19 protein-coding genes are annotated in these 23,807 nt (G+C 38.6%); 5 read left to right on the top strand and 14 right to left on the bottom strand.

What is annotated here, in order from left to right; translation table 11 throughout:
- Window positions 1-3 precede the first annotated feature (3 nt).
- From SKA34_RS07085 to SKA34_RS07055, 7 genes are read right to left on the bottom strand one after another with little or no spacing between them, the layout of a single operon-like run.
- Window positions 4-1,737 (bottom strand): NADH-quinone oxidoreductase subunit C, encoded by a 1,734-nt coding sequence (locus tag SKA34_RS07085; RefSeq protein ID WP_006644813.1) that lies wholly within the window; start codon window positions 1,735-1,737, stop codon window positions 4-6.
- Window positions 1,738-1,754: 17 nt separating this feature from the next.
- Window positions 1,755-3,332 (bottom strand): hydrogenase 4 subunit F, encoded by a 1,578-nt coding sequence (locus tag SKA34_RS07080; RefSeq protein ID WP_006644812.1) that lies wholly within the window; start codon window positions 3,330-3,332, stop codon window positions 1,755-1,757.
- A 3-nt stretch (window positions 3,333-3,335) separates the two neighbouring features.
- Window positions 3,336-3,986, bottom strand: coding sequence for a hydrogenase 4 membrane subunit (hyfE, locus tag SKA34_RS07075; protein ID WP_006644811.1), 651 nt, complete (start codon window positions 3,984-3,986; stop codon window positions 3,336-3,338).
- A gap of 9 nt (window positions 3,987-3,995) precedes the next feature.
- Window positions 3,996-5,435: a hydrogenase 4 subunit D gene (locus tag SKA34_RS07070; protein WP_006644810.1), complete on the bottom strand. Its 1,440-nt coding sequence runs from the start codon at window positions 5,433-5,435 to the stop codon at window positions 3,996-3,998.
- 18 nt (window positions 5,436-5,453) lie between these two features.
- Window positions 5,454-6,407: a respiratory chain complex I subunit 1 family protein gene (locus tag SKA34_RS07065; protein ID WP_006644809.1), complete on the bottom strand. Its 954-nt coding sequence runs from the start codon at window positions 6,405-6,407 to the stop codon at window positions 5,454-5,456.
- Window positions 6,407-8,434, bottom strand: a complete 2,028-nt coding sequence (gene hyfB, locus SKA34_RS07060; protein WP_006644808.1) for a hydrogenase 4 subunit B — start codon at window positions 8,432-8,434, stop codon at window positions 6,407-6,409. Before hyfB ends, SKA34_RS07065 begins: the two co-directional genes overlap by 1 nt.
- Window positions 8,431-9,045 (bottom strand): 4Fe-4S dicluster domain-containing protein, encoded by a 615-nt coding sequence (locus SKA34_RS07055; RefSeq protein ID WP_006644807.1) that lies wholly within the window; start codon window positions 9,043-9,045, stop codon window positions 8,431-8,433. The genes hyfB and SKA34_RS07055 overlap by 4 nt, the downstream gene beginning before the upstream one ends.
- A gap of 291 nt (window positions 9,046-9,336) precedes the next feature.
- Between SKA34_RS07055 and SKA34_RS07050 the strand changes: the two genes are divergently transcribed.
- The 4 genes from SKA34_RS07050 (at window position 9,337) to SKA34_RS07035 (ending at window position 14,329) form a co-directional block, all read left to right on the top strand.
- Window positions 9,337-9,990, top strand: a complete 654-nt coding sequence (locus tag SKA34_RS07050) for a YoaK family protein (RefSeq protein ID WP_006644806.1) — start codon at window positions 9,337-9,339, stop codon at window positions 9,988-9,990.
- Window positions 9,991-10,477: 487 nt separating this feature from the next.
- Window positions 10,478-11,797, top strand: coding sequence for an ISNCY family transposase (locus SKA34_RS07045; RefSeq protein WP_083784328.1), 1,320 nt, complete (start codon window positions 10,478-10,480; stop codon window positions 11,795-11,797).
- Between the two features lie 212 nt (window positions 11,798-12,009).
- Window positions 12,010-13,083 (top strand): acyltransferase, encoded by a 1,074-nt coding sequence (locus SKA34_RS07040; RefSeq protein ID WP_006644805.1) that lies wholly within the window; start codon window positions 12,010-12,012, stop codon window positions 13,081-13,083.
- A 535-nt stretch (window positions 13,084-13,618) separates the two neighbouring features.
- Window positions 13,619-14,329, top strand: coding sequence for a hypothetical protein (locus SKA34_RS07035; protein WP_006644804.1), 711 nt, complete (start codon window positions 13,619-13,621; stop codon window positions 14,327-14,329).
- A gap of 71 nt (window positions 14,330-14,400) precedes the next feature.
- Here SKA34_RS07035 and SKA34_RS07030 read toward each other — a convergent pair whose 3' ends face one another.
- From SKA34_RS07030 to SKA34_RS07005, 6 genes are all read right to left on the bottom strand, one after another.
- Window positions 14,401-15,429, bottom strand: a complete 1,029-nt coding sequence (locus SKA34_RS07030; protein ID WP_006644803.1) for an endonuclease/exonuclease/phosphatase family protein — start codon at window positions 15,427-15,429, stop codon at window positions 14,401-14,403.
- Between the two features lie 3 nt (window positions 15,430-15,432).
- A complete protein-coding gene (locus tag SKA34_RS07025) occupies window positions 15,433-16,743 on the bottom strand; it encodes an endonuclease/exonuclease/phosphatase family protein (RefSeq protein WP_006644802.1) in 1,311 nt (436 codons plus the stop codon).
- Between the two features lie 210 nt (window positions 16,744-16,953).
- Window positions 16,954-17,994 (bottom strand): oxidoreductase, encoded by a 1,041-nt coding sequence (locus SKA34_RS07020; protein ID WP_006644801.1) that lies wholly within the window; start codon window positions 17,992-17,994, stop codon window positions 16,954-16,956.
- Between the two features lie 218 nt (window positions 17,995-18,212).
- Window positions 18,213-19,160 carry an FAD:protein FMN transferase gene (locus SKA34_RS07015; protein WP_006644800.1) on the bottom strand — a complete coding sequence of 316 codons (948 nt, stop codon included), beginning with the start codon at window positions 19,158-19,160 and terminating at the stop codon, window positions 18,213-18,215.
- Between the two features lie 57 nt (window positions 19,161-19,217).
- Entirely contained in the window at window positions 19,218-22,235 is a 3,018-nt protein-coding gene (locus tag SKA34_RS07010) for a flavocytochrome c (RefSeq protein ID WP_006644799.1), read from the bottom strand.
- A gap of 328 nt (window positions 22,236-22,563) precedes the next feature.
- On the bottom strand, window positions 22,564-23,091 hold the full coding sequence (locus SKA34_RS07005; protein ID WP_006644798.1) for a hypothetical protein: 528 nt from the start codon (window positions 23,089-23,091) through the stop codon (window positions 22,564-22,566).
- A gap of 41 nt (window positions 23,092-23,132) precedes the next feature.
- On the opposite strand from SKA34_RS07005, the gene SKA34_RS07000 reads away from it, so the two are divergent.
- The gene (locus SKA34_RS07000; RefSeq protein WP_006644797.1) at window positions 23,133-23,339 is read left to right on the top strand and encodes a LysR substrate-binding domain-containing protein; all 207 of its coding nucleotides are present in this window, start codon (window positions 23,133-23,135) and stop codon (window positions 23,337-23,339) included.
- Between the two features lie 76 nt (window positions 23,340-23,415).
- On the opposite strand, the gene SKA34_RS06995 is transcribed toward SKA34_RS07000, so the two are convergent.
- The gene (locus tag SKA34_RS06995; RefSeq protein WP_006644796.1) at window positions 23,416-23,805 is read right to left on the bottom strand and encodes a hypothetical protein; all 390 of its coding nucleotides are present in this window, start codon (window positions 23,803-23,805) and stop codon (window positions 23,416-23,418) included.
- Between the last annotated feature and the right edge of the window lie 2 nt (window positions 23,806-23,807).

The raw sequence follows: 23,807 nt of genomic DNA, 5'->3' as shown, positions 1-23,807 counted from the left end.
CTCCTACAGCTTAAACGGTGAATTTTTACGGTCGATGCTGTATTGCTCAATCGCTTTATATGGAATAGTTTTGCTACGCTTCTTCTTAGTATCAACAATGGTGACACGGTCAGTACATGAGTAGCATGGATCCAAACTACCGATAATTAACGGCGCGTCAGCAACAGTGTTACCTCGTAACATGTAACGTAACGTAGGCCAGTTCGCATACGTCGCTGCACGACAACGCCAGCGGAATAGTTTTTGGTTATCCCCCGTCATGCTCCAGTGAACATTTTCCCCACGTGGTGCTTCTGTAAAGCCTAAAGCAAACTTGTTAGGTACGTAGTCAAAACTTTCGGTTAAAATAGCACCTGGTGGTAAATGATCGAGACCATATTCCACAATGTTTAAAGAGTCGAATACTTCACGGATACGAACCATCACACGAGACTGAACATCACCGCCATCCATGGTTTGTAATTCCATCGGAACATCACCATAAGACTCTAAAGACTGACCATGAACGGTTCGAACATCTCGATTAAAGCCACTTGCACGAATAAGAGGACCAACTGGACTGTAATCACGTGCAACTTGCTTCGACAAAATACCAACTCCAGCAATACGGCTTTCAATATTGGGCGTTGCGAGGAGTACTTCTACTAACTCAGTAAAGGTTTTGCGTACTTCTTTAACTAACGCAATACCTTTAAGGCGTTGTTCTTTCAAGAAATCGCGACGCACACCACCAATCAAATTCATGCCGTAAGTTTTACGTGCACCGGTTAATATTTCCGCCAATTCCATCGTTTTTTCACGTACGCGAAAGAACTGCATGAAACCAGAATCAAAACCGACAAAGTGGCTCGAGAGACCAATGTTTAACAAGTGGCTGTGAAGACGCTCAACTTCAAGTAAAACAGTACGGATCATTTTGGCGCGGAATGGCACATCAACCGATAATGCATTTTCGATGGTGTTGCTATAACCCACACTATGGGTAAAGCCACAGATACCACAAACACGGTCAGTTAACTGCGCTACCTCATGGTAACCCATACGTGTTTCTGCCAGTTTTTCCATACCACGGTGAACGTAGAACATGCGGTAGTCCGCATCAACAATGTCTTCACCATCAACGAATAAACGGAAGTGACCAGGCTCATCAGAGGTAATGTGTAATGGGCCAACAGGTACTATGCGGTTGCTATCATCACCTAATTGGTTATCAAACTGGTAAGTTTCGGTTTCAGTCGTTGGCTGAGGACGCTGACGATAATCCATCGCATCTTTTCTTAATGGATGGAGATCTTCAGGCCAATCATCAGGTAAGACTAATCGACGCTCATCAGGTAAACCAACAGGACGTAAGCCATACATGTCACGAATTTCACGTTCGCCCCAAACCGCTGCAGGTATTGTTGGAGTGATAGATATAAACTCTTGGCTATTAGCATCTACTAATACTTTTACTGTTACCCAACTTTTCACTTCACCTTCCATAGAAAGCGCGTGGTAGACAGCAAAGTGACCATTTAGGCTACGCTCGTCATTACCAAATGTTACTGTTAACCAGCCCCCTTGATCGTAATAAAGCCACTTCATCACTTCGATTAGCGAGGTCATTTTTACCGTAATTGTTACTTGATTATCCGTTTGCCACTCTTCATCAATAATGGCTGATGGGAAAAAGTGACGAACACCAGCAACGTAGTTAGCGCCTTTTTTTTGATTATTATCATTGAGTTCAAACATATTACACTCATCTCTCTTTATTTAAGGGCTACAGAAGCTGTTGTTGTATGGGAAGACGGTGACGACTCCCAAGGAAGATGTAAGGCATCAATTATGGTTGTATCTTGACTGTCTAATACAACCAAGGCCGCATGATCTAGTCCAGTAAGTACAGGTTGAGGAATAGCAGTCCCCATAATGACCATGGCTATTAATAACAAAACAAGTGGAGCTGTTGTCATGAAACCTAATTCCCCTCTTTCAATAAGATCAGGTTTAGGCCCAAGAACACAGCTAGCAACCATTCTTGCCAAACCGGCTAATACAATGGTTAACATCAATAACAAGATGATTGTAAACATGGTATTACCCGAGCTAATACCTGCAGTAACTACCATAAACTCACTAATGAATAGATTAAATGGAGGCACACCGCCAAGCGCTAGCGCACCAACACCAACTAAAACGGCTGTTACCGGTGCGACACGCATAATGCCTTTCACTTCATCAATATTTCTTGAACCAAATTTCAACAGGATATTACCGGCTCCACAAAACATTAATGTCTTACCCAAACTGTGATTAATCACATGTAATAAACCAGCAATAACACCGATAGGACCTAAGCCAATCGCAAGTGTTATCAATCCCATATTTTCGACACTTGAATACGCTAATAAACGTTTGATATCTCGCTGAGTAATGATGAAGAATGCAGCAACAGCTACAGAAAGAAAGCCAAAGGTCATTAACAGCATTTGTGGGAAATGCGGACCAATAGCTTTAACCGTAATGATGTAGTAACGCAAAATAACCAACAGCGCACAGTTTAGAAGGCCTGCAGATAATAATGCACTAACAGGACTCGGAGCTTCTGAGTGAGCGTCAGGTAACCAGGCATGCATAGGGAACAAGCCTGTTTTCGTACCAAAACCAATAATGATGAAAACAAAGGAAAGATGCACCAACGTTGGATCAAGTAACGTGGCATTCTCTTTTATCGTCGTCCATAAAACAGGGTGATCAATCGGTGATAATACGGCTGCAGCATTTGAATAAGCGAGAATCGAACCAAATAGACCGAAAGCAACACCGACACTACAAATAACAATATATTTCCAAGCCGCTTCTAAAGAAGAACGCTTACCGTACAAGCCAACTAAAAATACAGAGCTGACGGTTGTTGCTTCAATCGCAACCCACATCATAATCACATTATTAGACGCAACCGAGATAAGCATTGTGGCTAAGAACAAATTAAATAAGCCGTAGTATAGCGATACTTTTTTACCGTCGATCTCACCTTCTTTATATTCGTGACCAATGTATCCCAACGAATAAAGACCGGTAATAAATCCAACAACACCTAATACCGCAATAAACAATCCAGATAATCCATCAAGGTAAAACCAACTATCCAGTGCCAATAGTGGACCTTGAGTAAAGACAGACCAGGCTAAAGTGCTCGTACCAACTAATACGATAATAGTACTAATAACATGCAGACAAATAGCGCCTTTACGTACACTACTTCCAGCAAAGTACGACAATAAACTGATTATAGATGCGATAAGCGGAGCCGCTATTACACTCAAGAGTAAAACTGTAGATGACATAAATTACCCCTTCAGCGACGTGAGTTGTTGTACATCAAGCGTATGTAACTTTTTGTAAATTTGACGAACTAAGATCACCATAAAGATCACCGCAAACAGTGCATCAATCGTGACACCAATTTCAACGAGACCCGGTGCTTTATTAGCCATCAAAGCCAACGTTAGAGAGGAGCCATTTTCCATTAAACAATAACCAAATAATTGCTTCAGGATATTTCGTTGCGAAACAATGCATAATAAACCAAGGAAAAAATGCCCTAATGAAACAGCAAGAGCAGGTTTTAATTGTGCTAACAGCGGTAACTGCACATGTTCAATAGCTAAAAAGCTAACCAACATAATTAGACCGCCAGTAACAATTTGCCAAGGCACTGAAATAACCGGCTTATCTGCTATAGGATCACGCATTTTACCAAAAGAAAAATACAAAATAGCAGGGAGTAGAATAACCTTAGTGATAACAGCTGTTATCGACCAATGGTAAAGTTCAGGCGCATCAAATGTATTCGCAATCGCGACAAAAGTAAGCACTAAAACCAAAGACTGTAATGAATAAAGCAGAGCAACTAATTTCGGCTTATTTACCGCAATTACCAATAATGATGTAACAATCAGCAGTCCTGCTAAATTATTAATGACAATTTCACCATTCATAAAAATTCCTTAGCTTAACCAGCTAGATGCAATGAAGCTTGATGCAAATGACATTACAATCAAGATAACCAGAACCAGCTTCATTGAAGCAGGGACAGGAGTTGCAGAAGCAACCGCTTCTGATGGCTCACCAACCACAGTTTTGCCGAACCAGTACATGATCCAACCAAAACTTGCGACAGACTCAATCAGGGCAATCACCATAATAGGCAACAACCATGGGTGAGTATTGGCAAGATCAAAACCAGCGGCAAACAGTGGGAACTTACTAAAGAAACCGTTAAATGGTGGAACCCCTGTAATAGCAAGGGCTGCAATACAGAAACCAACCGCTAATAACGGAGATGCTTTAATAATGCCTTTTAATGCTGGCAGCATACGAGTACCACAGGTATAACTCAGAGCACCGGCAACAAGGAAGAATAAACTCTTCGCAAATACGTGATTGAAGATATAAGTGATACCGCCTTCAAATGCTAATTTTGAACCGAATGTAGCCAGAGATAAGGCAAGGAAAATATAAGATAGCTGGGTAATTGTTGAGTAAGCAAGAAGTCGCTTCATGTCCTTTTGTGGCAAGTACATAATGAAACCATATACCAAGGTGATCGTTGCACCAACGACACCAATAATACCAACAATTTCAGGGATTTCTCCCGCCGACATAATCGCACGAGCAAAGATATAAACACCAACCTTTACCATTGAAGCGGCGTGCAGGTATGCACTAACCGGCGTTGGAGCATTCATCGCGTCAGGCAACCAAACGTGTAACGGCAGCTGAGCTGATTTACCCCAAGCGGCAAACAAAATGCCTAGCATTACGATGACTTTTGTATAGTCGTCTAAACCCGCAATAGCAGATACTGAAAATGTTCCCGTCGCTTTAAATAAAAATGCAGCTGCAATAAATAAACCAATAGAAGCAACATGAGTAACTAATAAAGCCTTTAATGCTGCTTTTAGTGATGTCGGCTTTTGATAATAACCAATTAAAGACCATGAACAAGCACCAGTAATCTCAAAGAACAATAGCTGACCAAGGATCGTCGAGGATAAAACAAGCCCTGCCATTGCACCGATAAAGATCAATAAAAAAGCATAGTAACGAGGTTCGCCATTATGCGGGTGCTCTCGGTTACCTTCATTCATATAACCTAATGAATAGATGCTAACTAAAAGACCAAGTACAACAACAGCAAACGTAATAAGCGTACTGACTTTATCAATAGTTAATCCAAATAACTCAATATGCGATATCTGCAATATTGGAAAAGTTGTACTAACACTACCTTGATTAAAGAAAGCAATAGCAAGTGACAACGCCCCCAGTGACGCTAATCCAGCAAAAATCTGACAGATCCATTTAGCCGATTCTTTTGGTACCAGCAAAGTAAGAATCGCACCTAAAAATGGTGTGAGGATCGTTAATAGAGCAATAATTTCCATAGTGATTTTCTCTGCTCCCTATAATCCGGTTAAATAAAAGATGAAGCCTAAAACTGCAATTCCAAACCCCACCCAAGTTAGGTGATGCGTTTTTATAAATCGCGTACGAGCCACACTGTTTTCAACCAGACCTGCAAGCAAAAAGAGCACAAACAATTTCGCTAACAAAATAACAGTTGCAATAGTTAATGATGAAAAAGTGAGCTCTGCCGCTTTACCAAATGGAATAAAAATAGCGATAAATAATTGAGCAACGACCAGTTGTTTTAGCCCTAATCCTAATTTAACCATCGCCAAACCAGAACCTGCATACTCTGTTACAGGACCTTCTTGTAACTCTTGCTCAGCTTCAGCACAGTCAAATGGAAGTTTTCCCATTTCAATGAAAACAACAAATGCACAAGCAATACCTGCCAGTACCGTTGCACCTGGAGCAACCCATGGCTGTGTTGCCATATGCGAGCTAATTAGACCTAAATCCGAAGTACCTGCAATTAATGCCATTGTAAAAATCGAAAGCATCAAAATAGGCTCAACCAATACCCCTAGCGTTAATTCACGACTTGAGCCAACACCAGCAAACATACTGCCTGAATCTAAACCAGATAAAGAAAAGAAGAAGCGAAAAATCGCGAACAAATAAATATCGGTAATCACATCTCCTGCAATAGGAAAAGGTGATTCATTCGTTACCGTTGGTAAAGCCATACCAATCAACAGCATTGTGATCATTAGTACGACGGGCATAATAAAAAATATAATGCCCGCAGTTGCTGGTGCAACTTCTTGGCGACGGAGTAATTTGATGATATCGCGATAATCTTGTAGTAAGCCAGGGCCTTGGCGAGAATGCATTTTCGCTCTTATAACTCGAGAAAAGCCGGTTACTAATGGCGCGAGTAGCACCATTAACAAAGCTTGAGTTAAAGCTAATGCAATCATGCTAGCACTTGGCATCTCTAGTACAGGCATTACTTCGCTCCTAAATCAACGGGAATAAATAACAGCACCACTAATGCGATAACCATGTACAGACAGTAAGTACGGAAATCACCATACTGAAGCCACTGAACAACTCTACCTACACGCTGTACACCTCGTGCAATCGGTAAAACAACTTTGTTATCAAAGAAAGGTTCAATATTGGCGGCAGTAGAAGTCGTTCCTTTTAGGATTGAAACCATTAGCCTACTAGGATCTAGCTGTTGACGAATGCGGTATAACGGGGCAAACATTTCACGAAGTGGTTGAGTGAAGCCACCAGCAGAAACCATCATTCGATCTTCATAAGCATAACCACATGCCCATGGATCGCCGGAATGGCGACGTTGTAACTTTTTACCTTTGAAAATGGCAAGAATTAATAAAGGTACAATCAGTAATCCAATTAATGTTAATGCGATTACAGGCGTAGAAAGAATAGCTTGTGAAGCGTTATCAGGAATTAACGCGATACCTTGCGTAACCGTCACTGATTCTGCAGATGTTAAGCTTGATGCAACATGAGAGATAATAGGTGCAACCCATGGCGAGCCAACGCCAAGTGCAATACAAACTCCAGCAAGCCCTGCTGTAGCAGCCACCATTGGCCAAGGTACTTCTGTTGCTTTTGCCGCACTTTCACTACGTGGTGCACCGCCAAAACAAATTCCATACACTTTAACAAAACACATGCAAGCTAATGCACCCGTTAATGCCAGCATTACAACGGCAATAGGCCCAGCAATTGTCATTAAGAAATTGCCTTCTTTACTCATGGAAAGAAGAGACTGATAGATAAACCATTCACTAACGAAGCCATTTAAAGGCGGTAACGCAGAAATAGCCATCGTACCGATAAGAAAAGCAATAGCGGTATAAGGCATCACTTTCGCCAAGCCTCCCATTTTTTCCATATCTTTAGTATGAACACGGAAAATAACGGAGCCTGCACCTAAGAACAATAACCCTTTAAATATAGCGTGATTTAATAAATGGTATAAACCACCGAGTAGACCTAATGTTGCGATAACAGGATGGTTCGTTGCAATGCCAACCATACCAATACCAACACCCATTAGAATAATGCCCACATTTTCAACGGTGTGATAAGCCAATAATCGTTTAATGTCATGTTCAGCCAGTGCATACATCACACCAAGAACAGATGATACACAGCCAAAGGCAAGAACAAGGTATCCCCACCAAGCCGTATCAGCCCCTAGAAAATCAATACCGACTTTGATTATCCCAAAAATACCTATCTTCACCATGACACCAGACATTAACGAAGATGCATTTGAAGGTGCGGCAGGGTGAGCTTGTGGTAGCCACCCATGAAGAGTGATCATGCCCGCCTTGGCTCCAAAACCAAAAAAAGCTAATAGAAAAACAACTGATGCTTGTGTTTGAGATAAGTTTGCTGATTTAAAATCCTGAAAGTTTAAACTGCCGCATTGGCTATACAGGATAAAGAAAGCAATCATAATCAACACCGAACCTGCGTGTGCAATTAAGAAATACTGTAAACCGGCATTTATTGATTTATCGTTTTGCTCTGAAATAACCAAAAAATAAGATGCTAACGACATCATTTCAAAAAAGACAATAAAATAAAATGCATTGTCTGAAACGACGAGGGCAACCATAGAGGCAATAAAGATATTCATAAAGAATCCCATTGCCCATGCACCTTTTCCTTCGTATTCCTTCATGTAAGAGAGTGAATAAATAGCGCTTGCGATAACAAGTAACGAAATCACAAAAACCATAAACGCAGATAATGCATCAATTCGAATAATACAGTCAGCAAAGCTAAATGGACTTGCTATCTGATAAGAAATAACCTGACCATCCAACAATGTTGGAATGGATGATGCCAGCCCAGTTAATCCGCCCATAGCACATAGAATGCCGGAAAGTTTTGTTGCTAGACGTTCTTGCTTGTGTAGTGTTAAGGAGATAAAAGCCCCGATAACATACAACAAAACAGATAAAAACAAATAGTTGAGTGAACTCATGACCCTTTAGGCTCCCAATTCAGTTTAGAAACATCAGAAGCTGCCACCATGCGTTTTATCTTTGCTGCTTCCTGCATTGCATCAGACTGAACAATGACAATAGCATCTGTTGGGCATACCTCAGCACAGGCAGGTCCTTGTTCACGAAAGCCACATAAATCACATTTCACTGCGATACTTTTAACACCCGGCTCCCATGCCAAAATATCTTGACCAAAAGTGCTAGGAGTTGATGTTGATGGGTTACTAGAACGAGGAGTAGAAGGGATATAAGTATCGTAACTGTTTGCCATCGCGATTGGTCGACTACCATCAAAAGCGATAGCACCAAACGGACATGCAACTGCACATAATGTACAACCAACACAAAGCGACTCGTTAAGAACAACACGATCTGCTTGTTTAGAAATAGCTTGGACCGGACATACTTCCGCACAAGGCGCATCTTCACAGTGACGACACATCACAGGTGCTGTAGCATTGTCATGCTTAACCACGGTAAGACGAGGATGACTTTGCAGCCCGACTTTTTTATGTTCTTCGGAGCACGCTGCCATGCAGGTACCACAACCGATACATTTGTCGGGATCTGCAACAACAAAGCTTTTCATGATCTTTCCAGTTAATTGCAAAAAACATCACAAAAAGCAATAATCATACCAATAAAGTATTCTTGTGTTTTATTAGTTAAATATCATTCACTTATACTTAGCGCGCTCTCCTACTCTTCACTTTTTATCACTAACAAAAGTAAATAAGCATAGGATGATCGCTCATCGACACTACTGTCGACACCTTATTTCGACAGTAGTGTCGACACAAAACGTCGAACAAGAAGGAACTGTTTTATAATTGAGTTTCATGCGATGGATATTTACCACCCAACTTTATGAATATGACAAATGATTAAGAAAAAACACCTTCATTCAACAATGCCTTTCTACCTCCTTTTTATTGCAGGTATTGTTGATGCCATTGGCTTTATTCATCTGAAAAATGGCCTATTTATCTCTTTTATGAGCGGTAACACAACCCATGTGGGAATATTATTAACATCAGGTAATACACCACAAGCGTGGCACTACATTGGGGTTATTATATTATTTGTTGTAGGTGCTGCCGTCGGTGAAGCTATCGCGATTGCTAACAAACCTTTTTATCGCAGCATGATCATGGCGCTAGTCACATTAGTGTTATCTGCAACATTGTTTGTTGAGCCTATAGCGAAGCCGATTGTGACTAATTTCTTCTTAAGTTTTGCTATGGGTATTCAAAATATCGCACTGCGGTTAACCATTGAAAAATCAACCGCGCTAACTTACGTAACAGGTTTTTTAGTTAACACTGGGCGTTCTATTGCCATGCTATTTATGGGTGAAGGCGATCGCAGCACATTTTTTCGCCACTTTAGCTTATGGTTATCCATCTTTCTTGGCGCAATTGCAGGAACGCAAGTGATGGATTACTCCTTTAGGTATGCGTTACTTGTCCCGATTATCTTAAGCTTAATTGCGACAGGAATTTTATTCTGGACCCATGAAATTGCTGATGATTAGTAATTGCAGTAACCGATAAAACGAAAAAGCCGATGTAATGTCGGCTATTTATGTATGATTGAAAAATATCATCACTAATAACCATATTATTTTAAAGCTTATTAAAAACGCATAACAACCTCACCTTAAAACGAATTCCTACTTTTTAGCAATCTACCTTATCATCCAATTACGAATATAATGCTATAAAAATCGATTATTTAAGAAATTAAATATTAGAAAATGCGTTTCTTATTAATAAAAAAGATAAAAATATAAAAATATAAAGCATAATTTTTGGTTATGGATTACCTAAAATTGTGTTTATATATCATTACAATAAAGTTCAATAATGTACGCACAACCTAAATCAAGATACATTTAAATTAATAAGTTACTTGTCAGCCCTACTTTAAAATGTCACATTCCTCCAACTTAGAAATGTCACATTAGGTGTATGATTCTTCCTATGGAAGAATCAGCCTACGGTGCTGGAATGTTACTCACGATGAGCACAAAAGAGCTTCAGAAACTCGAAACAATACAAAACGTTTGTGATAAGCGTATTAGACAAATTGATGCTTCTAAAATCCTGAACTTAAGCCGTAGGCATATTCAAAGATTGGTTAATCAATACCGACAGTTCGGGGCTAATGGTTTAATTTCAAAAAAGCGAACTAAGCCAAGTAATCGTCAATTCAATGCATCATTGAAAAAACAAGTTATTGATTTAATTCAGACTCATTACTTCGATTTTGGTCCTACGCTAGCCGCAGAAAAATTAGCTGAAATTCATGATATTAGACTCTCTACTGAAACCATCAGAAAATGGATGGTTTCGGTAAAACTTTGGAAACCAAAGGTTAAGAAAAGACGTAAGATTTATCAACCGAGAGCGAGAAGAGATTGTATAGGCGAACTTATTCAGCTTGATGGTTCCCCCCACGACTGGTTCGAAGGCCGAGCCGATAAATGTACATTGCTTGTTTTTATTGATGACGCAACAAGCGCCATCATGCATTTATATTTTTGTGATTCTGAGTCGACGTTTTCATATATGGCTGCGACTAAGCAGTATATACAACAGCATGGTAAGCCTGTCGCGCTCTACACGGATAAACACGGTGTTTTCCGTGTTAACCATGCTAGCAACGAAGACCGCAATAAACTGACTCAATATGGTCGCGCACTAAAAGAATTAAACATTGAGCTAATTTGTGCCAATACTCCACAAGCTAAAGGGCGCGTAGAACGCGCTAATTTAACGCTTCAAGACCGTCTAGTTAAAGAGATGAGGCTAGCAGGGATTAATGGGATAGAAGAAGCAAACGAGTGGTTATCAGGTTTTATAGATAACTATAACAGGCGCTTTGCTAAACCAGCTAAACGTCAATTGAATGTGCACAGACCTATCTACGAAACCCCGAAAGAGTTATACGATATTTTCTCCTGGCAAACTTCGCGAAAAGTAACTAAATCACTAACGCTACAGTATGACAAAGTCATGTATTTACTTGAAAAAAATTCAGAAAATGAAAACCTTGTGGGTAGAAATATCATGATACATGATTACCCTGACGGTCAAATAGATATTAAGCATTTAGGTCAATCATTAGGTTACAGTATTTTTGATAAATTGGAGCGAATAAATCAGGGAGAGATAGTTGAAAATAAGCGTTTAGACGCTGTTTTGAGATTAGCGATGGTAGAGCAAGAACGATTGGAATCAGAAGGTTTAAGAGAGCGTAGTCGTTCAGATACACCAAGACGACAAGAACAACGTAGACAGTCGCGAATAAATCCCGTGATGTATGACCAAGCGAAATAACAAATTTCTGTCACTTAGAAAAAGTGACATTTCTAACTTGGAGAACCGTGTGACATTTCTAAATGGTTGCAACAAAATTAATAAGTTACTTATCAAATTTTATATTCAATTACTAATAATAATCTTATATTATCGAATTTTTCTGTCATTAATTTATGTGGCTCACTCTTTTTATATCTGTATAAGAAAAACGTATAAAAATAGGATACTCAATGAATAATTCAACACTAATGAAACGCTACGACTATCTGGATAATATCAAGTGGGTTTTGACGATATTAGTGATTTTGCACCATTGTGCATCCACGGCTGGCCTAGATCCTATTGGTTACAATTTGCCCCATGTCAAAGAATCAATGCAATATCAATATGGGATTTTAAGCACATTTCTGGGCATCAACCAGTCATTTTTTATGTCGCTGTTTTTCTTTATATCAGCCTACTTCGTGATCCCTTCTTTTGAGCGTAAAGGAACTAGGACGTTTATGTTGGATAAGCTCAAGCGGCTCGGGATCCCAACACTAATCACCTTATTTTTGATCTTGCCAAGTGGATCGATTGAGTCTTTTGTATCAAACATTAAAGGCTTTTTCCTTACCGGAAATATTAACTTAGGCGTCACCTGGTTTTGCTGGACCTTGATTGTATTTAGCGCGGTATTTGCATTGTTCCAAGTTGTCAGTACTGGAAATCAGAAGGTTGACGCTGATAAACCTTTTCCGGCGCTTTGGAAGATCTTGCTGTTTGCCGTTATGATAATTCCGGTCAATTTCGTTGGCTTATACCTGATGGAAACTCTAGGTAATGATTTCTTGGGCTTTCACCTTCTTAAATATTTCCCGATGTATATCAGCATGTTTTACTTTGGTATCTTAGCTTATAGGTATCAGTGGCTCGATAAATTAGAACTTAAACACGCTTTTTCTGGGATCCTGATGTGGATTGTAGCTAAAGCATTCATCGGACCGATAGCTTCCGGCTATGGTTTTAATGATGAAATGTTTACCCGAGGATTTACCGTGATAGGGATGTCGATGTTTCTACTCTATAACTTCAAAATGCTATTCAATATTAAGGGACAATGGAGTTCTATCTTGACCCATACCGCTTTTTCTGCCTATGTGGTGCAGAATATCCCAATGTACTTAACCGCAGACTTTTATAAGTCTTTTATGACCCAAACACCCTTAATCAACTTTGTGGTCATTGCGATCCCCTCAGTGATCGGCTCCTTTGCAATTGGCTACCTTATCTGCAAGCCTCCCGTCCTAAAACGTATTTTCTGATCTAGTAAACATGTGACTCTGCATCTCGATGACAGAGTCACAACTAGTCGAGCTTACTGGATATAGCATTTTGTTCGCTTTTTATAATTACTTTCCAGATATAACAACAAGAGAAAAGTGTATCTAAAAGTCGACGTAATGTCGGCTATTTATGTATATAATCCACCAAAATAAAAGCCTTTATTATTTAATTCTTCCGTAAAAATAAATTTGATACAAAACCATCACCAATAACCTTTATTTTTTTAAGTTTATTAAGGATTTTCACGACCTCATTTAAAAAACCACTAATTTATTTCTTATCAAGAATAATTAGAAATATAAAACATAATATTTTGTTATGGGTTATATAAATTCTTGTTTATATATCATGACAATATATAACAATAAAATACACCCAACCTAAAACAATGATAATTAAATTAAATAAATCAATTATCAGTAATCGATTAATATTTATTTGCTGATAATCTTCTGAGGTCATCAAATATACCTATTTACATGACATTTGCCCACATTTTAAAAAGGTCTTTATATGAAAAAGTTATGCCTATTCGTACTCATTTCCACAATATTAGTGGGTTGTGGCGGTGGAGGTGGTGATAGCGGTGGCGGTAGTAACACCAAAGCTACTCCACTTGATCTTGGTAATTTAACATCTGATGTTAAAAAACAATACGCACAAGTTAACTACGATACTTTTTTAGTTATTACTGAGAGTGCCCTTAATTGTGCAAAGGATCTTAAAGTTGGCGAAACCGATAATACTTGTGCAGTTATCGACAGTGGCAATCATAATGAAGGGTTGAGTATTGAAGATATATCGGGAACTCTATCTGTTCAAAAGCAAAGTGATAAGATTCAGATAAGCACTGTTAAAGACATACAATTTCATGCACCTTTAATTAATCAAAACACAAATAATTTTAAACTCAATCAAAATAATATTGCTAACAAAAAAGAAGAAACCAATTTTATTACAATACCAGAAACAAATACTCAAGAAATGGCTGATTCAGAAACTGAATCTAATTCTGTTTTTTTATGTGGCACCTTCACCTTCACAAATGATGATGGAATTAAAACCGTTGACGCTTTTGAACATGAATACCGTGGACTAATTTATAGCCACAATACCAATACAGACGAAAGTCATTTTTTCGAAAGCTCAAGTAGAATGGTTGGTAAAAATAATACAATGTTCGACTGGAATACAGATGACAATGGTGTAATTAAACCAATCTAATTTAATTAACCCCCAAATTAAGCCAAACTTAAAAAGTTAAGTTTGGCTTTTATTTTATTTAACTATTTATTTTAAACAAATTTAAAGCGAGCAAATACTGCACTGTGATCAGATGTTGTATCATTTGTAGTTCCAGCTGCAATAGAATCAATAGTAACTGACTCTAGAGCTTGTAATTTACTCCCTTTATAATAAATATAGTCAATACGATTAGGAGCGATATCCCCTCCTTGTGGTGACCAAGATTTACCAGTATGAGTTAAAACATTCGGATGCATTTCTCTGAATGCATCTTTGAAACCAGCTTTAGTAAAGATCTTTGAAACTTGATAAGGTATTGTTATTCCAAAGTGCATATCTTTATTTTTAGGGCTCCAGTCAAGCCTTGGGCTGGTATTATGATCGCCCGCCAAAATAACTGGTTCTTGATCTGCATTTGCAATAAGTTCAGGAATCCATTGCTCAACAATCTCACGTGCTTGATTTAGACGTACTTTATCACGCTGAATAATCTGAACTATTTTTTCATTATCAATAGAACCATCATGACGAGCTGCCTCATATAAATCATCTAATATCGACTCACTTGAGTTTGCAGAATCAAGCCATGTGTCAACAACCCACACAAATTGTCCATTCACATCTAATTTAACCGCACCAAAGTTCCAATCGTTAACATGAGGATATTCTATCGCATCTCTTACAACTTTTACGTCAACTATAGGATAAATAGACATAATCGCTAAATTATCACCGTGGATACCTTCTTTACACATACCTTGAAAGGTTGGTTTTCCATCATTATCGCGACAACTTATTGTGTAATAATAGATATCATCAGTATTTACATGATGCGCCTTAGCAAAGGCTTTACGTAACAAATGACCTTTACCATAAGTTTCAATGGAAACATATACATCTGGTTTAATCGCCGCTACATCATGCGCTACACGTTTAGCATGTTTTTTAGAGAAACCATCTTGAGTTGGGCCAACCCAACTATTCCAAGACATAACTGATAGTTCTTGCGCTTGAATTGAAAAAGTGCTAACCGAAAACAAAGCAGCAGTGATGACATGCTTAATATTTTGCTTTGTCATGGCTTAGATATCCTTTTTTGGAAATGCACTTAAATTGAAAGAAGTCAGCATTGCACCGTGATCTGAAGTTAAATGACTAAATCCAGCTCTTGGACTATCTACCATTACAGAATCAGTTGCCTGTAATTTAGCACCTTTATAGTAGATATAATCAATTCGTTGTGGAGCGTCAGAAGTACGATTCATTGGAGACCAAGATGAACCAGGATAAAGTATTGGATTAGGGTGAATTTCTCGATATGAGTCCTTAAATCCAGCATCTGTAAACACTTTTGATACCTTAAAAGGAAGTACCACACCGTAATGCGCTTTTTTCCATTTTTTAGCAAAATCCAAATGAGAAACCGTATTATGATCACCACCTAAAATGATTGGTGTGTCATCAGCATTACTTAATAATGGTTCAATAACCTCAATAATTTCTTTAGCTTGAGGTAAACGGTAATTTTCATCTGTTTTTACAGGAGACTCTGGTAGCGGTGTACCGTCGCGTTTAGCGAGATAATAATCGTCTAATGGTTTTTCAATATCGTCTTTGTAATGTAACCAAGTATCAATAACCCAAACAGGTTGTTTAATTCCCGTTTTTTTATTTTCAACATTAATTTTAACGCCGCCAACATTAAAATTTCCAACCGTTTTACCGTTATAAATAAAACTATCGATAATTTCATACTTAGAAAATACGGCTAAATTGTCTATTCCCTTACCTCTTTGACAAGATGATTGATCCGCGGGGTTGTTACAAGTAATTGTATAGTAATGAATATCTTCAACTGGAACATGATTTGCTTTTGCCATTGCTTCTTGAATAGCGGCACCTTTACCATAAGTCTCTATTGATAGAAAAACATCAGGATTAATAGCGGCAATATCTTCAACAACTCGTTTAATATGATCTTTTAGTTCTGGAGTCCCCTCGCCAGGGCCAGTCCATAAATTCCAAGACAAAGCCTTAAATGCAGTATTTTGTGCTTGCTGACAAATAAGTGTTCCATTGTTATCAATGACTCTAAACTGTTTGAGGCCTTTAAAACGAACTTTACCACATCTTATTTGTTGTTGGTTTTCTGGATCCCACAAACTAAAAGAAACCTTGTCACCTTCTTTGACTCGATCTCGAATAAATAGTGTTTCGTTTGTAAAATGACGTGTCTCATTTACATTTAAAAAACCATTTGAAGAATCAGGTCCCCCTGCAATATAAGGAGTAAGATCTGCACGGGTAGTATTGTTTAATAAGGAAATATCAAAAGCATTAGCACTATTTGATATAATACAGCTCATCGAAAGAAGTAATAATTTGTATCTCATTTTATGCTCTCTTAATTAAAAACAAGAGAACTTTTAATCCTTTTAAATGACAGATATATTTAATGAAAATTAAAGTGACTATTTTATTTTATGAAATAAAACCTTGCTCCAAATTAACCTTATTTTGAATAAGAATAATTATAAATTAGCGAACTAAAAAGAAACCTATTTTTAGTTCGCCCGATCTTATTGATAGTTAGATGTTATTTTTCATTTGTTAATATATAACTTCTTACCTAAACGGCTGCTTTCCAATGCCAACTCTATTAACTTAATATTTAAAAGCGCATCTTCTGCTTTAACAGGACATGTCGCACCTTGGCGAATGGCTTTAGCTACTTGGTGATAATATTCCTGATAACAGCCCTTCACTGTTGGCATAGGCGTACAGCTTTGCTCATTATAAAAGTTACCATACTGAGAGGGGGATTCTGCTGACCAATCTTCATTCACTGGCATAACACCAGAAACTAAGTATTGCTCTTGCGGATCAATACCCAGTTTTTCATAACAGCCACCAGTACCTTTAATGGTAAAACGCTTATTTTCGCCAGCACTTATCATGTCGCCATGAAGCACAACAAGGTGAGTTGAGTAATGTAAAAGCAAGTGGAAGTAATCAACATTATTAGAGCCTTTACGCGTGACTCTACAATCTGCAGTGATCGCGTCTGGTAATCCAAACAAGGTGATCGATTGATCCAGTAGGTGTGAGCCTAAATCAAACAATATACCGCCACCATCTGCCGCTTGCTCTTTCCAACGTTCGCGAACCACAGGGCGAAAGCGATCAAAGTGAGATTCAAAATGTTTTAACTCTCCAAACCGTTTTTCATCAATCATTTTTTTCACGGTAAGAAAATCACCATCCCAACGTCGATTGTGGTAAATACTCAGCATTAGCCCCTTTTCTTTGGCTAATGCGATCAGTACTTCCCCATCTTCAACCTTGGTAACAAATGGCTTTTCAATAATGACATGTTTACCATTCTCAAGAGCTGCTTTAGCTAACTGAAAATGAACATCATTTGGCGCGGTAATGATCACTAATTCAGCATCGGAAGAAGTTATCAGTGCTTCTGCACTATCAAAATGTTGAATTAATGGCCAATCTTCTTGAAGTTGTTTTTGCTTACTTGTGCTTATCGCCGTTAGCTCAAACTCTTTTAGGCTTGTAATAAATGGAATATGAAAGGTTTGAGCAGAAAAGCCATAACCAATAACCGCTGTTTTGATCGTTGAGCACGCCATGTTCATTTCTCCATACCGAATAATTGGCAATTGAATAATATCGTTTCATTTGTACAAACACTGACAAACTCAAATACCAGCCAGTCATCTATCTGTATGAGAAACTTATCATCATGGAGCAATGTAGGAAATGTAACTTACACATTTTTTGTCGTTTTAAGTGGTGAAAACAGGAAAATATAGAGCTGTATTTCTCTTTACTAATCAAATCTTGCTATTTAGCGCATCTGAATAACTGTACCGTTGTCAATTAGGCCATTAGTGACAAAAACGTCACCTTGATTTGAGATCAATACCGCCTCAATACCTGCCTGACGATTAAGATAAGCAAGCGCATCATCAATGGATGATAAAAAGCCAGCAGTGCTCCATATTTCACCGTCTACAGAGAGCTTTGAAATAATCGTCACACTCGCGATATTGGTTGAGATAGGCTTACCCGTTTTTCCATCAAGAAGGTGATGGTATCGCTGACCATGGTATTCAAAATAGCGTTCATTAATGCCAGACGTTACCATTGAATGATCTCTTAAAGGCACAACTCGACAGATATCGCCACGCGAAGCTACCAGCGGGTTTTGAATACCGACATTCCATGTTTGTGAAGCATTCTCAGGCGAATAACCAATTGTCAGAACATTACCACCCAGATTTATGAAACCGTGCTCGACCCCGTTAGCGGTAAGAAAACCTTTGATCCGATCAGCAAAATACCCCTTGGCGATAGCACCTAAATCTATCTGCATACCAGTTTTAGAAAGGTATACCGACTGATAGTCATCATCTAAGATAATGTTGGATGGTTCGACAAGCTGTAATTTTTCCGCAAGCTCCGCATCGGTGGGTAACTTGGCATCTTTAAAGCCGATATGCCATGTTTTAACTAGTGGCCCAATCGCCACATTAAACGGATTTTGAGGATCAATACTGACCGCTTTTGATTTCTTAATCAGCGCATAAAGATCTGGCTTTACACGGACAGCTCGAATGCCTGCGTAATTATTGACGCGCATCAGTTCAGATTGCGCCTGATTAACCGTAAAACGTTGAGTAAATTCTTGAAGTTGCAGATAACATTCTTTAATCAACGCTTCACCACGTTCATGATGAACCACAAGATCAATAAAGGTTCCCATCATAGAGAAACGCGTTTTATAACTTGCCATTAAGTCTGCTCTTGTTAAATAGTAAAAAGGGAAGCTTTAGGCTTCCCTTTTATCTCATTAAACGCGATTAGATACGCTATCACCCGCAATACGGCCATAAGTGAAAATATCTATCAACGCATTACCACCTAAACGGTTACCAGCATGAATACCACCTGTCACCTCACCGGCTGCATATAGCCCAGAGATTGGTGTCCCCGTTTTATCCAATACACACGCTTTAGTATTGATCTTCAAACCACCCATCGTATGGTGAACCGATGGCTTACGTGGTGTTGCATAGAACGGTGCTTTTTCTACTTTTAGGCCAAGTGCACCTTTTTGGAATTCAGGATCACGCCCTTCATCAACGTAACTGTTATAACGGCTTATCGTTTCTGTTAACGCTTCAGTCGACACATTAATTTTCTGGGCTAATTCTTCAATTGAATCCGCTTTAATAATAATACCTTCTTCGATCTCACGCTCAATGGTTTCATCTGTGGTGTTAGCCGCCGTTTTACGGATAGCTTCATCAGCAATCATGTAAACCACACCACCATTGTCGAAGAAAGAACGAGAAAGCACATCTCGACTCTCACATTCATCGACAAAACGCTTGCCTTGGTTGTTAACAAAGACAAAGTTTTCAGGTGGGACAATAAGACCCGTTAATAACGCACCAGATTTAGGATCACCAATCGGCATTAACTGAACATACTCCATGCCCACTAAATCAGCACCGGCTTTTTCACCGATTTCAATACCATCACCAATAAGTGCAGGTGAGTTGGTTGTTTTAATATCGTCGGCAATCTCGTTCCAGTAGTTGTTGTATTTTTGTAGCATTTTAGTGTTAGCGCCAAAGCCACCAGACGCCAGTACAACACCACAATTAGTGGTCAACACATATTTTGTACCGTCTGAATGCGTTGCTTTAATGCCAACCACTTTCCCATCATCAACAATCAATTCTTCAGCTCGCGCATCCGTAATGATATGACCACCTTGGGCAATTACTTGCTTTTGCAGTTTTTCGACAAACTCAACACCTTTAGGACGATTAGGTTTGTGCGCTCGACGCCATAGCGCACCAACTGCGATATCTACCATACCACGGTTAAAGTCGATACCTTTTTCCGTCAACCAATCAATCGATTCCATTGCACGACTTGTTAACGTCTGTACTAAATCGTATTGACCTTGGATTGGTTCGCCATCAAGGTTAGTACGTTTACCACCTAGGTATGTCTGAATTAGGTGCAGTTCAACTGAATCAAACAGGTAATTTTTCCCACTTTCAGTATCAAGGAAATAGTTAGCTAATTGATCCTTCAGTGTGCGGAAATCGGCAAGATACTCTTCTGCAATGTCTGACTCAGGTGTTTCGGCAATCGCTTTAAGGTAATCCACTTCACCTGCAATCGCAGTGAAATCTTTGACCCACTTAGGCTCTGCTGCATTCACCCAACCGCCAGTACGTACAGTGTTACCACCAACAGCAGGGAATTTTTCTAGCAAAATAATAGACTTACCATTATCTAAAGCGGTAAGCGCTGCACTTAAACCTGCACCGCCGCCACCGACAACAACAACATCGACAGTTTTTTCGATAACTTCTGTTGACCATTCAACCGCTTCACGTGCTTTACAACGAAGCGCTTCAGAGTTACCACCCGCTAAATCAACAGCATCAGATACACCGTCAATAACCGCTTGGCTACTCACTGTCGCACCAGAAATCACATCAATATTTAGCGTTTGGCCTTCCATAATCTGTTGTGGAATACGCTCAAACGCAGGGTTAGCAATACCGTCTGACTCTTTTGAAGAATCAACGATAATATCGAGGATCTTGTCGTCAGAGAACGTCACCGTTACAGGTAGTTTACCATTATGACCATAGCCATAAGCGGTATACTCACCAGGTTCAAAGGTGATCTCAACGTTTTGTAATTCTTTAATACGTTGGTGCTTTAATGCCTCAGCCTTACTATCAACAATCATGTAGTCCATGATTTCCCAAAGTGGTGTTGGGATCTTTAGTTGATGCTGTTGCTCAATATCAGCAAATTCAGCACATTCATCACTATTGATCGCTTTTGTCGCCCATGTTGGCTCAACAAGAAAACCTTTACCCACACTCACCATGTCGTAGCCTTGCGCTAACGCTTGATCAGCATCAGCACGCTGAGCGATACCACCAACACCTATTACAGGGATTTTGGCAACATTTTCAGACTTAAGCGCATGGTATTTACGAATAAGTAGTTCTTTATCTTCAGGGTTTACGATCGAATTTCGAGTATAGTTGCCCATCGAAAAGTGGAAATAATCAAGACCACTATCAGCCAGTTTATCAAGCAAGTACATGGTATCTTCGAAACGAATACCAGGCTCTTCAATTTCTTCAGGAGAGAAACGGTAACCAATAATGAAATCATCGCGTTGATGATCAGCGACAACTCTTTTCGCTTCATTTAAAACCGCAAGAGGGAATGTCGTACGCTTTTCAATATCACCGCCCCACTTATCATTTCGACGGTTCGAGTGCGGAGAGAAAAACTGTTGAAGGATGTATGTATTCGCGCCATGGATCTCAACACCATCAAAGCCCGCAATAATTGCACGATTCACCGCTTTAGCAAAAGCTTCAATCATGAAGCCAATTTGCTCTTTCGTCATCTCAAGTGGTGTTTCTGCATTATCACGCAGCGCAGCAACAGGACTTGCCGAAATAGGTTGATGGCCACCATTGTATTCGCCATTTGCCATACGGCCAGCATGATAGATCTGAAGAATAGCCTTTGAGCCTTTTTCTTTGATTGCTGATGCTAACTTCTTAAGCCCAGCAATCTTACTATCGGTATTGATGCCCAATGCACCAGGAAATGCTCTACCATAATTTTCAACAAACGCACTTTCAACAATGACTGCGCCAGCATCGCCAGAGCGAGCGGCATAATAGTCGATCATTTCTTGTGTAACACCACCATCAAAAAAAGCAGATTGAATGGTCATCGGTGCCATAACAATGCGGTTTTTGAATGTTACTGGTGATAAGCCTAATTGAATTTCATCTGTTAATTTATTCACTGATTCATATTCCAATAATAATTAATACTTATATTAAAAATCACTAAATAAGCAGCTAAATTTAAGTAACTTTTAAAATAAGAACTAAGGCAATTAACTAACATTGAATAAAATTACTACAGTGGTAATTTGTAGTAAAATGATACATCCGCATCCAGTCTATGCATAAAGCACATAAACCCATTAACATTTAAATAAATAAACCAATTATTAACAGTTTTATTAAATCAGTTAACACAAAAGGTTTCAGAACCCTTTAAATTTTACAGTTTGTGAAAAAGCCAGCTCACACATGGAGCTGGCTTTTATAATAAATAGAACCATATAATTAATGAGGAATGTTAATAAACTGATTAGCTTTCGTTGCTTGATAGTGAATATACATCATCACTATCATACCCAATCCTAAAAGTTGCCATAGGTACTGACCATCTGGTGCGCCATAGATAGTTTGACTAAATAGCAATACAATAGTGACAAATAATGAAGCAGTCGCTGCGCGTTTAGTGAATACCGTCTTAACTCCAGTTAAAAGCTCACCTCTTAGAAAAGCAACTATCATCAAAATAGCAGGTAAACACTGTAATATAATAATGACAGGAAATAGATAATTATATACCGGTGAAAATAAAGTATGTGCAACCTCTGACTTATTCCAATTACCTGTAATATAAGACTCCCATCCTGCCCATGAGTCACCTCTATACGCGGCGTTATTCGGATATAATACACCTAATGCAACACCAAAAACTTTATCAATAAACCCATTTTTAACCAGAAAATCAATAGAGCCAACAGTTTGTTTATGCTTATCTAAAATAGCGTTGAAATAAAAATAGCAAAGATAAATCGGCATATATTAAGGTAAACAATAAGCTGTTCGTAAATAGTATTGGCATGATCAAGCAATTAACAGAGCTCAATAAGGGATTGGGATTGCTTCCACAAGAAATGATCACTGATGAGTTAGCACAAGGAGCATTACAACGCATATTACCGGACTGGCAAAGTTCTCCAATGCCGATTTATGCCATAACCGAAACACGGTTACTATCCGCCAAGGCTCGCTGTTTTATTAACTTTATTCAAAATAAACTTGAATAATAAGCAAGTTTAAATAGCGTAGAATATATAAAGCTGGCCTTACTCGTTAGATAATAACAAGGTATATGTCAGCTATTTAATTCAATGAATATATTACCTTTCCGTTGTCATTAATATTGAAATACCAAACACTGTTATATTCACTGATATATTTATACTTGTTTTTGTCCTCTGTTATTTGTAGTCTATTGATAAACTCATTCATATCTTTGTTATTTATATAAAAAACACCATGTGATGTATTCGAACTCACGTCATTGTTTACTATAATCATTAATGTAGACTCAGGTAAGATATCAGGAAGCCAGCCTCTTTCGAAGAAATTATCTTCCTTTGCACTGTTGTATGTTAAATAATGATCACTAACAACAGCAGAGACATGATTAAAAAAAGACAATATAAGTATTGAAAACAACAATGCAGTTATAACAACTATATATAAAACAACTCTCAATGCTTTTTTCATTT

This window comes from Photobacterium sp. SKA34 (assembly GCF_000153325.1).
GTDB lineage: Bacteria > Pseudomonadota > Gammaproteobacteria > Enterobacterales > Vibrionaceae > Photobacterium.
The sequence above is the reverse complement of the archived record's forward strand: the minus strand, read 5'-3'. Positions and strand labels throughout refer to the sequence as shown.

Excerpts from the sequence above, each read along its gene's own strand:
- SKA34_RS07085 (WP_006644813.1), bottom strand. The coding sequence starts at position 1,737 with ATGTTTGAACTCAATGATAATAATCAAAAAAAAGGCGCTAACTACGTT.
- SKA34_RS07080 (WP_006644812.1), bottom strand. The coding sequence starts at position 3,332 with ATGTCATCTACAGTTTTACTCTTGAGTGTAATAGCGGCTCCGCTTATC.
- hyfE (WP_006644811.1), bottom strand. The coding sequence starts at position 3,986 with ATGAATGGTGAAATTGTCATTAATAATTTAGCAGGACTGCTGATTGTT.
- SKA34_RS07070 (WP_006644810.1), bottom strand. The coding sequence starts at position 5,435 with ATGGAAATTATTGCTCTATTAACGATCCTCACACCATTTTTAGGTGCG.
- SKA34_RS07065 (WP_006644809.1), bottom strand. The coding sequence starts at position 6,407 with ATGCCTGTACTAGAGATGCCAAGTGCTAGCATGATTGCATTAGCTTTA.
- hyfB (WP_006644808.1), bottom strand. The coding sequence starts at position 8,434 with ATGAGTTCACTCAACTATTTGTTTTTATCTGTTTTGTTGTATGTTATC.
- SKA34_RS07055 (WP_006644807.1), bottom strand. The coding sequence starts at position 9,045 with ATGAAAAGCTTTGTTGTTGCAGATCCCGACAAATGTATCGGTTGTGGT.
- SKA34_RS07050 (WP_006644806.1), top strand. The coding sequence starts at position 9,337 with ATGATTAAGAAAAAACACCTTCATTCAACAATGCCTTTCTACCTCCTT.
- SKA34_RS07045 (WP_083784328.1), top strand. The coding sequence starts at position 10,478 with ATGAGCACAAAAGAGCTTCAGAAACTCGAAACAATACAAAACGTTTGT.
- SKA34_RS07040 (WP_006644805.1), top strand. The coding sequence starts at position 12,010 with ATGAATAATTCAACACTAATGAAACGCTACGACTATCTGGATAATATC.
- SKA34_RS07035 (WP_006644804.1), top strand. The coding sequence starts at position 13,619 with ATGAAAAAGTTATGCCTATTCGTACTCATTTCCACAATATTAGTGGGT.
- SKA34_RS07030 (WP_006644803.1), bottom strand. The coding sequence starts at position 15,429 with ATGACAAAGCAAAATATTAAGCATGTCATCACTGCTGCTTTGTTTTCG.
- SKA34_RS07025 (WP_006644802.1), bottom strand. The coding sequence starts at position 16,743 with ATGAGATACAAATTATTACTTCTTTCGATGAGCTGTATTATATCAAAT.
- SKA34_RS07020 (WP_006644801.1), bottom strand. The coding sequence starts at position 17,994 with ATGGCGTGCTCAACGATCAAAACAGCGGTTATTGGTTATGGCTTTTCT.
- SKA34_RS07015 (WP_006644800.1), bottom strand. The coding sequence starts at position 19,160 with ATGGCAAGTTATAAAACGCGTTTCTCTATGATGGGAACCTTTATTGAT.
- SKA34_RS07005 (WP_006644798.1), bottom strand. The coding sequence starts at position 23,091 with ATGCCGATTTATCTTTGCTATTTTTATTTCAACGCTATTTTAGATAAG.
- SKA34_RS07000 (WP_006644797.1), top strand. The coding sequence starts at position 23,133 with ATGATCAAGCAATTAACAGAGCTCAATAAGGGATTGGGATTGCTTCCA.
- SKA34_RS06995 (WP_006644796.1), bottom strand. The coding sequence starts at position 23,805 with ATGAAAAAAGCATTGAGAGTTGTTTTATATATAGTTGTTATAACTGCA.